The organism is Gleimia europaea ACS-120-V-Col10b, from assembly GCF_000411155.1.
GTDB lineage: Bacteria > Actinomycetota > Actinomycetes > Actinomycetales > Actinomycetaceae > Gleimia > Gleimia europaea_B.
Genome location: NZ_KE150266.1, coordinates 1,424,170 through 1,437,292, shown reverse-complemented (window position 1 = coordinate 1,437,292; position 13,123 = coordinate 1,424,170). Strand labels below are relative to the sequence as shown.

Genomic DNA, 13,123 nt, shown 5'->3' with positions numbered 1-13,123 from the left:
TGGCCTCCTTTACTAAAGTTCAAGTTGAGTCTGCTGCACTCAAGTCTACCTTTCGCGGCTATCCTGTCAACCCGAATGCTCCAAACTTGAGTCTATTAAGCTCAACCTTGTGGGCTCTCCTTTTATTCCCGCCTTTTCTCAGTTTTAGGTGAACTGCGACACACCTCGTGTTCTAAGGTGCAAACGCGGACGTGCTAAAGCAGACGCTTGGCCGATAACATCGAGTACATGTCGAGCGAAAATCATGATGAGCGTAGCGAAGCCGCATTGGATGTATCCGAAGACGCATTCGCTGTCCTCGTGGAAGAAGTCCTTGCCGAGCTACCTGATTCCATGCTCGAGAACATCGAAAATGTAGCGATTTTTGTGGCCGAAGAACCCGAGGACGGCTCGGAGCTGTTAGGGCTTTACGAGGGTGTTGACCTGACTGAACGTGATGACTACGGGTTTGGTGACTTGCCCGACCAGATCACTCTGTTTCGCCTTCCCCTCCTACGCATGTGCGCTGATGTGGAGGAGCTTCGTCACGAGATCCACGTGACAATCGTGCACGAGATTGCCCATCATTTCGGTATTGACGACGACCAGCTCCACGAACTTGGGTGGGCATAGTGACCACGTCTGTCTGGCTGACACTGCTAACTACTTTCACGCTGGCCGTCATTTCGCCGGGACCGGACTTTTTAGCGACCCTGCGCATGACTCTTTCACGCGGGCGTAGCCGCGGAATCGCAACGGGCATCGGCATTGGCGCCGGCACATCCCTGTGGGCGATAGGAACAATGGCCGGGGTGGTGGCGCTCATTTCGCGTTCCGAAACCGCGTTTTTTATTGTGCGATTGCTGGGCGCAGTATTTCTTGCGGGCTACGGCATCCGGATTTTAATGTCGTTAATGCGATCAAAAGGCGCGGCTACAACCGAAGACGCGAACGCGGCGCAGGTGACGGCCTCAGGCGAGCCCTATCCGGTTTGGAAAGCGTTCCGCCTGGGCTTCTTAACCACAACCGTTGGCAACCCGAAGGCGGTCATTTTCTTCACCACCCTGTTCGCATCAATGTTGCCGCCCTCGATCACCGTTTTAGAGGGCGCCGCGCTAACCGTGGTGATGGTAACGATTTCCAGCACCTGGTTCACCGCAGTTGCCCTCGCCGCCTCCGTGCCGGCTTTTGTACGCGGCTACGAGCGCTTACATAAACCTATAGATGCCGTGCTCGGTAGCCTATTCGTAGTTTTGGGCGTGCTCCTGATCCCGTGGGGAACGCTCTTCACTTAGGCAACGCCACCCCGCTCACTGCTTGTATCGGCGCTTGTATCGGCGCAAACTGCGCACCGCGCTTAGCTGTCTACGACCTCACGAATCAGAGCCTTAACTGCTTCAGGGTCGTTGGGCAGATCTACCACGTGGCGACCAGCGTCCATGACGGAAGCGAACCGCTCGGGCACTTCCGGCATGATTCCCAGCGCCTCTTCGATGGTTTCAGAGAATTTCACCGCAAGTGCGGTTTCGAGGACGACGAGGGGTTGCTCCACCGCTCCCCCGCGCAGGGCGTCACGCGCAACCTTCCACGCATCCGCAGTGTGCGGGTCGATGAGGACGCGGTCGTGACGGTACACCGATTGAATGGAGTCGATCCGATCCGCGTGCGTTGAAGATCCGGAGAGGAAGCCGAACTTGCGACGCGCGTCCTTGAACTCGCGCGTATCAGCCAGGGAGAACTCGCCGCGAGTGCCCAGCTGGTCTACAAACAGTTCGCGCACGCGCGCCTGATCGCGCCCAACCAGGTCAAACACAAAGCGTTCAAAGTTGGATGCTTTAGAAATGTCCATTGATGGGCTTGACGTTTTGAAAGTCTGCTCAGAGGATCGCACACGGTAAATGCCGGTGCGGTAGAACTCGTCTAGCACGTTATTTTCGTTGGTCGCAACGATTAGTTGGTCAATGGGAACGCCCATACTGCGCGCCACGTGTCCGGCAAAAACGTCCCCGAAGTTGCCGGTTGGAACGGAAAACGAAACCTTATTGCCCGGCGTGCCACTGGCTTGGATCCATGCGGCTACGTAGTACACCACTTGGGCGAGCAGGCGGGCCCAGTTGATTGAGTTCACCGCCCCAATGCTGTAACGCTGTTTGAAGTCGGCGTCTGCCGAGATTGCCTTCACCACGTCTTGGCAGTCATCAAAAACACCGTCGAGGGCTATGTTGATAATCGCCGGGTCGTCAATGCCGTACATTTGCGCCTGCTGGAATGGCGTCATGCGCCCGGAGGGCGTGAGCATAAAGACGCGGATTCCGCCCTTGCCGAGCATCGCGTACTCGGCCGAAGAGCCGGTATCCCCCGAGGTTGCGCCTAAAATGTTAAGCTCTTTGGCCGTCTTGTCGAGCACATACTCGAAAAGTTGCCCCAGCATTTGCATCGCCATGTCTTTGAACGCGGCGGTTGGCCCGTTAGACAGGTGTAGTAGCCAAATGTGGTCGGATAGTTGCGTCATGGGCGAAACCTCGCGCGAACCGAAGTTTTCGACGCTGTATGCGCGCTGACACATTGCCCGCAGGTCGTCTTCGGGAATGTCGTCAATGTAGAGGCGCATCACTTCAAAGGCGAGGGCCGCGTAGCCTTCCTCCCGGAAAATCTTGGACCACGAAAGCAACGTATCCGCATCTACTTGCGGGTATTCAACAGGCATGTAAAGGCCACCATCGGGCGCGAGGCCGGCCAGGAGAATGTCAGTGAACGTGCGGGGCTGGTCGGTTGGCACTCCGCGGGTAGAAATGTAGCGCATGCGGTAAGCCTACCGATTTCGCTCCCCTGGTTCCGCGCGTTCCAAAGTGTGGGGATAAAGTTGCGCGCAACTTTGCCCCGGGAGTATCCGCCGGCCTCCTCCTCGTTTTAGAATGAAGAAAATTATCAACCTCAAGGGGAATACATCATGGCCATCAAGATTGTGAACGAGGCGTCGAAGGCCGTTGTTGACGGCATGAACAAGTTGCTGCCACAGCTTTCATCGTCCGCTACTGCAATGAACGAACAGGACGTGACGCGCTTTTTGGAACAGCCCGCAACAACGCTGTTTGTGTACACGCCAGATGATGATCCGGACAACATTTTGGGCATGCTGACGCTGGTGGTGTTTGATATTCCAACGGGCACACGCGCCTGGGTTGAAGACGTCGTGGTGGCCGAGGAAACGCGCGGTCAGGGCGCTGGCCGCCAGCTGGTGGAAGCAGCGGTTAAGTATGCGAACAAGATTGGGGCGAAAACTGTTGATTTGACGTCGCGCCCCACTCGCGAGGCCGCGAATCGCCTGTACCGCCGCGTTGGTTTTGAGCAACGTGAGACCAATGTTTACCGCTATTACTGCTAGTTTGGACACGTGAGTATTTTTAGTGATGCAGAAGTTAAGCATGTAGAGGATTTTGGGAAGTTCATTGCGGCTTCCCCCTCTTCTTTTCACGCAGCACAGGAGATTGCCGCCAGGCTGAAAGCCCGCGGGTATTCGCAGATGTTTGAATGCGACCCGGTGGATGTCACGCCTGGTGGCCATTTCTTTGTACGCGACGGTGCCGTGATGGCGTGGTTTATTCCCGAGGAGGTGACCCGGCCGGCCTTTCGGATTATTGGGTGCCATACGGATTCACCCGGCTTGAAGGTAAAGCCGTCCGGCTCCTCGAAGTCACCTGACGGTTGGGGTCAGATTGACGTGGAACTGTACGGCGGCCTGTTGTTGAACTCGTGGCTGGACCGCGAGATCGGGTTTGCCGGCCGAATTATTGACCGTCACGGCAACGAACACTTGGTGAAGACAGGCCCGATTGCGCGTGTTCCCCAGCTGGCGATTCACTTGGATCGCGATATTAACTCAGGTTTCAAGCTGGATAGGCAAAAGCACATGCAGCCGGTGTGGACGCTGGGTGACAAGTCGCTGTTTACACATTTGGCGCAGCTGGTGGGCCTGGAGTCAGAGCGAGACATTGTGGGCCACGACCTCGTATCTTTTACGGCGCAGGCCCCGGCTCGTTTTGGCTTGGATGAGGAGTTCTTCGCAGCTGGCCGGCAAGACAACCTATCTTCAGTACACGCCGGCCTCACCGCATTAGAGCGCATGGAAGCTTCCGATTTTGCTGATATTGCGGTGTTTGCTGCGTTTGATCACGAAGAAGTTGGGTCTTCCACCAGGTCGGGTGCGTCCGGCCCGATCCTTGAATCCACCCTACGCCGGATCGCGGCTGGCCTGGGCAAGGACGAGGACGGCTACCATCAGATGCTGGCGGGCACCACATGCGTGTCTGCTGATGCCGGGCATTTTGTGCACCCGAACTACGCGGAACGCCACGATCCGAATAGCCACCCGATGCCGGGTAAGGGCCCCATGCTGAAGTTGAACGCGAATCAGCGTTATGCTTCGGACGCGGTGGGAGCGGCGCTTTGGGCGCGCATGTGCGAGGCTGCGGGTGTGCCCGCGCAGGCGTTCGTGTCTAATAACGCGATGCCTTGCGGCTCTACCATTGGACCGCTAACGGCAACGCGTTTGGGTATCACCACCGTGGATGTGGGTATCGGCCTGCTGTCAATGCACTCGGCCAGAGAGATGAGCCACGTTAGCGACCACTTGGCGATGTCGCGTGTGCTCGAGGAATACTGGAAGGGCGCATAAGCGTCCGCCTCGCGTGATTTAATGCAACGGCCCTTCGGTTCCACCTAGGAAACGAAGGGCCGTTTGCTATGCCAAGAACGCGTAGATCGCTGGCACCAGCAGGATCTTGAACACGATCGAGGAAGCAAAGAGGGCCGCGTAAGCCGACTCGATGCGCTCGTCCGCAACCTTCGCGGCGGCGGCCTGCATGATGGCGGGCTGGCCCAGGAAGCCCGCAACGCCACCCGCAGTACGGGGGCCGGACAGTTTTAGCAGGCGACCGGCAATGGCAAGCATGGTTGCAGAAATCAAGGTGATAGAGGTGGCGAGGATCGCGGCCTTCCAACCGAGTGAGGTAACCACAACCTCCTTGAACGCGGGGCCGGCACCCAGGCCGAGCGCCGCGAGGAAGAACAGGAGGCCCAGCTGGCGCACGGTGAGGTTCACGGATTCTGGCATGGACCAGATCAGGTTGCCGGTGCGGCGCAACGCACCCAGCACCATGCCAACTACGAGCGGGCCGGCTGCGGCTCCGAGGGAGAACATAGCACCTCCGGGCATGGGAACAGAGACAAGACCCAGAAGCAGGCCGAGCACCATGCCCAGGCCAAAGGTGAGGGCGTCCACCTCGGCAATACGACGATCCGAATCGCCAAAGAAGCTGCGCACGGCCTGCAGCTGCGAGGACGGGACAGAAACCGAAACTTCGTCGCCGGGCTGTAGCGCCAGTTCGTCTTTAGCTAACAGCTCCAGGTCGCCGCGCGTGACGCGGGTAATGATGCCACCAAACTTCACGGGAATATTGAGCTCCGCGATTGTTCGTCCGGTCATGTCCGAGTTAGAAACGCGGATCTTTTCAAAGTCCACTGCTCGCCTGTCATCGGCAATGTGAACGCTGGATTCATATCCAAGGATGTCAATAGTTTCGTGGACGCGTTCTTCAATGCCAACTACAACAACGAGGTCGTCCGGCTGGAGTTCTTCGCCGGGTACAACTACACGGGTTTTGTCACCGCGACGCAGGTAGGAAAAGCGCACGTCCTGACACGCCCACGGTTCGATTTGGCGCAAGTTGATAGTTTTTTGCACGTGCGCGGTGCGGGCCACAAGGCCGGCGCCGGCAAGTGAAGGCGTATCTTTCTCACCCTTCCAGGGCCTTTCCACAACGATGGTGACGATAATGATGCCAACGATGACGCCAAACGGGTATCCCACGGCGTAGCCTGCACCCGGCGTGGCGGATCCGGTGACGCGCAGCGCGGAGTCCAGGGCCGGCGCGGAAGTGAGGGCGCCGGTAAATAGCCCGGTGGACAGCTCGGCGGGAATATCGAGGAGTTTGCCGCCCACAACGGTAACGACACCGGCGGCGATAGTCATGAGGGCGGCCGCGCCGATCAGCGGAGCTTGGCTCTTCAACTGCTGCATGAAGGTGCTGCCGGCAGCCACGCCCACCGTGTAGGTAAACATGGCGAGTCCGATGGACTGCAGTAGCGACATGTTTTGGCCAAGGTCCGGGTAGGCGGCAGACAGGGCCAGGCCCACGAAGAGGGCTCCGGCGGCACCGAACTTTAGGTGCCAGAATTTGATCTGGCCGAACGCGGCGCCCAGGGCCACTACCAGGAAGAATGTGAGGATAGCGCTTTGGGATAGTATTTCGTACACGCTCTTAGCCTATGCCACGCCTCCTATAGCATGGGAATGTGAGTGATGAATCCGTCAGAGTAGACACGTGGCTTTGGAGCGTTAGGCAGTTGAAGTCGCGTTCGCAGGCTACTGCCGCGTGTAAGGCGGGTCACGTGAAGGTGAATGGTTCTACTGCGAAGCCGTCCCAGAAGGTGAGTGTGGGCGATACAGTGACGTATCGTTTTCAAGGTTTTGATCGCGTGTTGGAGGTCGTCCAGGTTCTGCGAACGCGTGTGGGCGCCCCGATTGCGCAACAAGCGTATGTGGATCATTCAGAGCCGAGACCCGAGGCGTACGTGATGATGGCGATTCCGCGCCGCGAGCGCGGTTCGGGTAGGCCCACTAAGCGTGAGCGTCGCGAGTTGGATCGCCTGCGTGGGCGCGATACAAATACCGGCCGGATTTGAGGGCCCGGCTAAGCGTTTTCGCGGCGTTCCAACTGCTCTAGCGCTTGGTTCCAAGTTCCGTACACTTGGCGAATGTTTGAGCCGGATGGTTGCCCATTTTCTTTCGCCCACTTGGCGTAGCCAGCGTAGGAGGCTGCGGTTTGCGTACTCTCACATTCTGCGAGGTAGGCGCGGATCGCGCGAATCCGATCAGCTTCACTAAACCGAGCGTTGTTGCGCCCAACTTTGCCATCGGTTGTGGCCGCGAGCCCGCACTCTTTCATGGCGGCGGCCCAAGTTCTGCCAAAACGGTGCATGATTGTCTGGTAGGTGGGTGGCCACAGCCTCACGCCGCGCGTTGATTTGAGCCCCATTTCAGCCAGGATCTCGGCGCGCATTTGGTCATACTTTTGGGCAGAAAGCGAGGCTCCCTTGCCCGCGCCAACCCGTCGCATGGAAGCGGCCGCAAGCGCGAGGATTTGCCCGGCTTTCTCTTGCGAATCAGCCACGCCGAGACTGGCGAGGATAGCTACAAGCTCACCGGCGTCCGCGTCTGTTTCAATCGGAACGAGGCCCCGCATGCGCCCGTACGCGTAGTGGATCGCGACTTTTAGCACACTGTCTGAGAAAGACTTAAGTTGGCTCATGTTTTAAAGTTACTATGGTCTGCTGACCTGTTTGCGGGCCAACGAGGCTAGTTTCCAGTTCGGGTAATGCTTGTTGGGAGTTTTCGTGCTTTTCAAATTGGCTTGGAAGTTTTTAAATCGCCGTATTCCCACACTGCTAGGAATCTTTTTGCTGCAGGTTGGGGCAACCGGAGCCGCGCTTTTTCTGCCTGATTTGAATGCACGAATCATTAATGAGGGCGTGGTGGTTGGCGATACGGCCACGATTTGGCGCCTGGGCGGGCTAATGATCGTTTTCACGCTGGTGCAGATCGTGTGTTCAACGCTGGCGATTATTTTGTCTGCTGTGGTGTCGATGAGGCTGGGACGCTGGCTGCGCCGCAAGCAGTTTGTGAACGCGCAGACGTTCTCTACGGATCAGCTGACCCACTTTGGGCCTCCGTCTTTGATTACGCGCACAACCAATGACGTGCAACAGGTGCAGATGGTTACGTTCATGACGCTAACTATGGCTGTGATGGCGCCGCTGATGGGTGTGGGCGCGATTGTGATGGCGCTGCGTCAAAGCGTGCAGGTGTCACAAATGCTACTTGTGGTTGTTCCTTTGATTGCGGCTGTGATCGGCCTGGTGATGTGGAAGATGGTGCCGCTGTTTAAAACGCAGCAAAAGCGCATTGACCGCATGAACACTGTGCTTCGCGAACAGCTTTCGGGTATGCGGGTGATTCGCGCGTTTGTGCGGCAAGAAACGGAGCGCGCCAAGTACGAGCAGGTCAATGCTGAACTGCGCGACGTGGCCTTGAAGATTGGCGCGCTGTTCGCGTTCATGTTCCCCACCACACAACTGGTGATTTGGACTGCGCAGGTGCTGGTCATCTGGTTTGGTGGTCATTTGATTGCGGCGGGCAACATGGAGGTTGGCTCACTGATCGCATTCATTAACTACCTAATGCAGATCTTCATGGCCGTAATGATGGCTGGTTTCATTTTTGTGATGGTGCCGCGCGGCTCCGTGTCTGCTGAGCGCATTAACGAGGTGCTTGTGACCGAGTCCAACTTGCGCGTTCCCGACCATCCCCAGGTTCTAACCGGTCCTGCAGAGTTCAGCTTGAGCGACGTGACAATCAGCTATCCGGGAGCCGAAGCACCCGTCCTTAAGAATCTGTCAGTCAACTTCCCACGTGGATCCGTGACCGGCGTGATTGGCCCAACGGCCTCGGGGAAATCTTCCTTGGTTAACGTGATTCCGCGTCTGTTTGACGTGGTTGGTGGCGAAGTGCAGATGAATGGCGAAGACGTGCGTAGCTACCGCATATCCGATGTGCGCCGCCGCGTTTCGCTGGTGCCGCAAAAGGCGTACCTGTTTTCGGGCACGATCGCTTCGACGGTTTCGGGAAGCTCAGATGAAAAGCTGGTTGACCGCGACCGGGTTGAGTGGGCGCTAAGGGGAGCGCAGGCTTACGACTTTGTGTGCGCCCTCAATAACGGGATTGATTCCGAGGTGGACACGGGCGGCCAGAACTTCTCGGGCGGCCAGAGGCAGAGGCTCGCGATTGCGCGCGCACTCTACCGCGATGCTGATCTCTATATTTTTGACGACTCCCTGTCGGCTCTTGACGCCGCGACCGAAAAGAGGCTGCGCGACGGTCTGCCTGAGTATGTGGGCGAGGCCGCGGTGATCGTTGTTTCCCAAAAGACGTCCTCGATTGTGGATGCAGATCAGATTCTGGTGCTTGGCGAAGGCCAAGCGCAGGGCCTTGGCACGCACTCGCAGTTGCTACGCGATTGCCCGCTATATGGCGAGATCGCAAGCTCGCAGGTTGGGGAGGCAAAATGAGTTCTCGCAGCGACGCTTACAAAAACGACACCAAAGACTTCCGGGGCTCTGTAAAGCGCCTGTTTGCTGAGCTTCGCCCGCAGCATTTACGCATTTGGATAACCGTATTTTTGACGGCCCTCGCGGTGGCGCTCACGGTTGCCGGCCCAAAGTTACTGGGTGATGGCACGAACATCATCTTCAACGGCGTGGCCTCTAGCTTCATTCCCGAGGGCATGACGAAGTCCGAGTACGTGACCCAGTTGCGCGCCGAGGGCAATAATCAGCTGGCGCAAATGCTGGAGTCAATGACTCTCACGCCCGGCTCAAGCGTGGATTTCGAGGCGCTTGCCCGCGTCCTCCTGCTTGCTTTCGCGGTGTACGCATGTGCTTCTTTGGCCTACTTCACCGTCGGCATGATTGTGCGCAAGATCGTACAAAACACGGGCTTTGCACTGCGTAAGAAGGTGCAGGACAAGATCGATAAGCTGCCGCTTTCCTACATGGATTCACGCAGGCGCGGAGACCTCATGTCGCGGGTAACGAACGACGTGGATAACGTTACGCAGTCGCTCACGCAGATAATTCAGCAGGTGCTTGAAAGTCTCCTCACCATAATTGGCATTTTGTTCATGATGTTTTGGATTTCGTGGCGCCTGGCGATCCTCGCGATTATTGCGATCCCGTTGGGAGCTGGCGTAGCCGGCATGATTGCGAAGAAGGCGCAGCCTTACTTCCGCCAGCAGTGGCAAGCCACGGGACAGCTGGGCGGCATCGTGGAGGAGGCCTACACGGGCCACGAAGTTATGCAGGCGTTCTCAATGAGCGAGGAGTTCCGGGGCCAGTTCGATGAGGCCAATGAGAGCCTGTACAACTCTGCGGTGCGGGCGCAGGCAATTTCTTCACTCATGCAGCCGGCGATGATGCTCACCTCTAACGTCTCCTACATTCTGGTTGCGGTTGCGGGCGGCTTACAGGTGGCGGCCGGTGCGATTTCCCTGGGCGGCGTGCAGGCGTTCATCCAGTATTCACGCCAGATTGGACACCCTATCTCCGCCCTCGCGTCACTGGCTACCCTGGCTCAATCCATGGTTGCTTCCGCCGAACGCATTTTCGAGTTCCTGGATGCAAAGGAGATGGATGAGGACGCCGCGAAGGAAGGCCCGGTAGATCTGCGCGAGGCGTTGATTACGTTCGAGCATGTACGGTTTGGTTACGACCCGGAAAAACCGGTTATTCACGACCTCAGTTTGACGGTGGAGCCCGGCCACATGGTTGCTATCGTGGGGCCCACGGGCGCCGGCAAAACCACGCTTGTGAACCTGTTGATGCGTTTCTATGAGATTGATGCGGGCAGGATCGCGATTAATGGCCGTTCCATTGCCGATATTAATAAGGATGATTTGCGCGCGGGAATTGGCATGGTTTTGCAAGACACGTGGCTGTTTGAGGGTACTATTGCCGAAAACATCGCTTACGGTGCTGGCCGCGACGTGGAGATGGAAGAGGTAGTGGCTGCCGCGAAGAAGGCACAGGCACACTCGTTTATCAGGCACTTGCCGCAGGGCTACGACACGGTGGTGAAGGCCGAGGGTTCCAACCTTTCACAGGGTGAACGCCAGCTGCTTACCATCGCGAGGGCGTTCATCTCTCACCCCGACATTCTCATTTTGGATGAAGCCACGTCTTCCGTTGACACTCGCACGGAGGTTGTGATTCAAGAGGCCATGGAGCGACTACGCAAGGGGCGCACTTCGTTTGTGATTGCCCACCGCCTGTCCACGATCCGCTCGGCTGACGTGATTTTGGTTCTTGAAGACGGTGACGTGGTTGAGCAGGGTAGCCACAAGGAGCTACTTGCAGCTGGAGGCGCCTACGCGAAGTTGTACGCGTTACAGTTTGAGCAATAACCTGCGCGCAGTTTGAGACCCCGGGCCGGTTTTCTTCTGGTGCGCCGGCCCGGATCAAATGCCTGCGAAAACTGAAGATCTCTTAATGAGAATCAAGACATGAGACGGTCACGCATGAGCATATATTTTGCGTTACGGTGCCTACATGACAAGTTCACTTTCTTTGGATCACATCCTTGCGAACATGGAGTTGAAGCCGCAGGGAATCTACGTTTTTGTAGCGCTCGACGAGGTTCCAGAAGGCGTTGAGCCTTTCGCAACCGTACGCGAATACGAGGGCCAAACAATCGTCATTTCTGAAGATCGCGCAATCGAGGCTGGGCTCCCCACGGAAAAGCGCTTCACGCGGATTTCGCTCGACGTGCCCTCCTCCCTCGAAACTATCGGCATTACGGCAACGATCGCGCAGATTCTTGCGTCTCGGTCTATCACTTGTAACTCACTTGCCGGTTTCCACCGCGACCACCTGTTTGTTCAGGTAGACAAGGCTGACGAGGCCCTTGAGATTCTCCATGATCTCAAAGAGCAGGCTAAGGGCTGGTTGCCTAAATAATCCAACTGGCTCTGGCGGTATCGGTCGCGCAACGTAGCGCATCAAATGCCGCGTTTTACCCGACATTTTCAAGATTCACAGCTGTGCCCGCGCCTGGCGTGGGCACATTCTTTATTCCTCAATCGGCTCCCTCCAGCCACCGCGGCGCCCTCAATCTACTACGCTGGGAGTATGTCCAAAGAGCAATCTGATCTAAAAGCAATCGAGCGCCTAGCCGATGGAACTGTTAAACAAACCAATATGCTCACCGGGACGGAAGTGTGGACCGTTCCCGGACGCGGACATCGCCCCCTCACGGTCCCCACAAAAGAGGAAGCCCCGATCGATTTAGAACGCCACGGGCAATACTGCGCGTTTTGCGAGCATCGCTACCTTGAAACTCCGCCGGAGAAGGCCCGCGTGGTGCGGAACGAAGACGGCACTTGGAAAAAGCTTGAAAACCTGCGCGCTGAAGATTTGGGCGAAACCGTTGCGGAATTCCGCCGCGTCCCCAACCTGTTTGAGATTGTCTCTTACAAGTACTGGCACCTAAACTACGGCCACGTCCCCTCCGAAGCGCAGCACCGCCGGATGGCAGACTACCTGGCAAGCCCCACCGGCTACGACCACGTTATGCGAGTGGTTAAAGCCCGCCTCATGGCTTCGGGCCAAACAGCGGATGGGGTTGCGAGCCTTGACGATTCGCAACTGCTACCCGAAGCCTCCGGGTTCTTTAGCGGCGGCCACGACCTCATTGTCGCGAGACGGCACTACACGCCGGGCGCAACCATGGACACGCAACTGGCGTCTTCTGGCACGCTCAGCCCTGAAAAGCACTACCAGTACATGAAACTGACCACCGAAGCGATGGAGGACTTGTACCAGCTCAACGAACACGTGGCATACGTGGCGTGCTTCCAGAACTGGCTGAAGCCTGCGGGTGCCTCTTTCGACCACCTGCACAAGCAGCTCGTTGCGATCGATGAGCATTCGGTACAAACCGAAGCCGAGTTGGGACGGCTGCGCCGCGACCCTGACCTTTACAAGAAGATCCTGCACACTGCCATCACGCGCGGCCTGCTTTTGGCTCAAAATGAGCATGCGATTGCTCTCGCCGGCATCGGACACCGCTACCCGTCCATCGCAATCTGGCCGCTCGGCAAAGCGCACAATCCCTGGGAGGCAAGCCCCGAGAAACTGCGCGGCGTCTCCGGCCTCCTGCACGCAATGCACGCCGCCACCGGAGCGGAAGTTCCCTGCAACGAGGAGTGGTACCACCGCCCTATTGATGTGCCCTCCCCCATGCGTTGGCGCCTGCTATTGAAGTGGCGCATATCTACTCTGGCCGGCTTTGAGGGCGGCACGCGCATCTACCTCAACACCATCGACCCGTGGGGCGTGCGCGACCGCGTGCTACCTAAACTGTTCGAACTGCGCGAGGCCGGTAAGATCGCCCCCATGAAAATCGGTGACGAGTGCAAGGTGGACATCGCCGCGCTAGACGCGTAAACGCGGCGCTCTTGCTGTAGCCGAAGAA

At 57.5% G+C, this 13,123-nt stretch carries 12 protein-coding genes; 9 read left to right on the top strand and 3 right to left on the bottom strand.

Annotated features, from left to right (window positions below; genetic code table 11):
- The first annotated feature begins 207 nt into the window (after nucleotides 1–207).
- Entirely contained in the window at nucleotides 208–612 is a 405-nt protein-coding gene (locus tag HMPREF9238_RS06505; protein WP_016444662.1) for a metallopeptidase family protein, read from the top strand.
- The gene (locus HMPREF9238_RS06500; protein ID WP_016444661.1) at nucleotides 612–1,274 is read left to right on the top strand and encodes a LysE family translocator; all 663 of its coding nucleotides are present in this window, start codon (nucleotides 612–614) and stop codon (nucleotides 1,272–1,274) included. Before HMPREF9238_RS06505 ends, HMPREF9238_RS06500 begins: the two co-directional genes overlap by 1 nt.
- A gap of 62 nt (nucleotides 1,275–1,336) precedes the next feature.
- On the opposite strand, the gene thrC is transcribed toward HMPREF9238_RS06500, so the two are convergent.
- Nucleotides 1,337–2,782: a threonine synthase gene (thrC, locus tag HMPREF9238_RS06495; RefSeq protein WP_016444660.1), complete on the bottom strand. Its 1,446-nt coding sequence runs from the start codon at nucleotides 2,780–2,782 to the stop codon at nucleotides 1,337–1,339.
- A 147-nt stretch (nucleotides 2,783–2,929) separates the two neighbouring features.
- On the opposite strand from thrC, the gene HMPREF9238_RS06490 reads away from it, so the two are divergent.
- The gene (locus tag HMPREF9238_RS06490) at nucleotides 2,930–3,364 is read left to right on the top strand and encodes a GNAT family N-acetyltransferase (RefSeq protein WP_016444659.1); all 435 of its coding nucleotides are present in this window, start codon (nucleotides 2,930–2,932) and stop codon (nucleotides 3,362–3,364) included.
- 9 nt (nucleotides 3,365–3,373) lie between these two features.
- Nucleotides 3,374–4,654, top strand: coding sequence for a M18 family aminopeptidase (locus HMPREF9238_RS06485; protein WP_016444658.1), 1,281 nt, complete (start codon nucleotides 3,374–3,376; stop codon nucleotides 4,652–4,654).
- 66 nt (nucleotides 4,655–4,720) lie between these two features.
- On the opposite strand, the gene HMPREF9238_RS06480 is transcribed toward HMPREF9238_RS06485, so the two are convergent.
- Nucleotides 4,721–6,295, bottom strand: coding sequence for an aspartate-alanine antiporter-like transporter (locus HMPREF9238_RS06480; RefSeq protein WP_016444657.1), 1,575 nt, complete (start codon nucleotides 6,293–6,295; stop codon nucleotides 4,721–4,723).
- Nucleotides 6,296–6,333: 38 nt separating this feature from the next.
- On the opposite strand from HMPREF9238_RS06480, the gene HMPREF9238_RS06475 reads away from it, so the two are divergent.
- Complete coding sequence (locus HMPREF9238_RS06475; RefSeq protein WP_040316517.1) at nucleotides 6,334–6,723, top strand: RNA-binding S4 domain-containing protein; 390 nt, start codon at nucleotides 6,334–6,336, stop codon at nucleotides 6,721–6,723.
- A gap of 8 nt (nucleotides 6,724–6,731) precedes the next feature.
- On the opposite strand, the gene HMPREF9238_RS06470 is transcribed toward HMPREF9238_RS06475, so the two are convergent.
- Nucleotides 6,732–7,349 carry a hypothetical protein gene (locus HMPREF9238_RS06470; protein ID WP_016444655.1) on the bottom strand — a complete coding sequence of 206 codons (618 nt, stop codon included), beginning with the start codon at nucleotides 7,347–7,349 and terminating at the stop codon, nucleotides 6,732–6,734.
- A gap of 85 nt (nucleotides 7,350–7,434) precedes the next feature.
- On the opposite strand from HMPREF9238_RS06470, the gene HMPREF9238_RS06465 reads away from it, so the two are divergent.
- The 4 genes from HMPREF9238_RS06465 to HMPREF9238_RS06450 all read left to right on the top strand — a co-directional run bounded on the left by HMPREF9238_RS06465 (nucleotide 7,435) and on the right by HMPREF9238_RS06450 (nucleotide 13,095).
- Nucleotides 7,435–9,165 (top strand): ABC transporter ATP-binding protein, encoded by a 1,731-nt coding sequence (locus HMPREF9238_RS06465; RefSeq protein WP_016444654.1) that lies wholly within the window; start codon nucleotides 7,435–7,437, stop codon nucleotides 9,163–9,165.
- The gene (locus tag HMPREF9238_RS06460) at nucleotides 9,162–11,054 is read left to right on the top strand and encodes an ABC transporter ATP-binding protein (protein WP_016444653.1); all 1,893 of its coding nucleotides are present in this window, start codon (nucleotides 9,162–9,164) and stop codon (nucleotides 11,052–11,054) included. The genes HMPREF9238_RS06465 and HMPREF9238_RS06460 overlap by 4 nt, the downstream gene beginning before the upstream one ends.
- Nucleotides 11,055–11,199: 145 nt before the next feature.
- Nucleotides 11,200–11,607 (top strand): ACT domain-containing protein, encoded by a 408-nt coding sequence (locus HMPREF9238_RS06455; RefSeq protein WP_040316516.1) that lies wholly within the window; start codon nucleotides 11,200–11,202, stop codon nucleotides 11,605–11,607.
- A 171-nt stretch (nucleotides 11,608–11,778) separates the two neighbouring features.
- Nucleotides 11,779–13,095, top strand: coding sequence for a DUF4921 family protein (locus HMPREF9238_RS06450; protein WP_040316515.1), 1,317 nt, complete (start codon nucleotides 11,779–11,781; stop codon nucleotides 13,093–13,095).
- Nucleotides 13,096–13,123 lie beyond the last annotated feature (28 nt).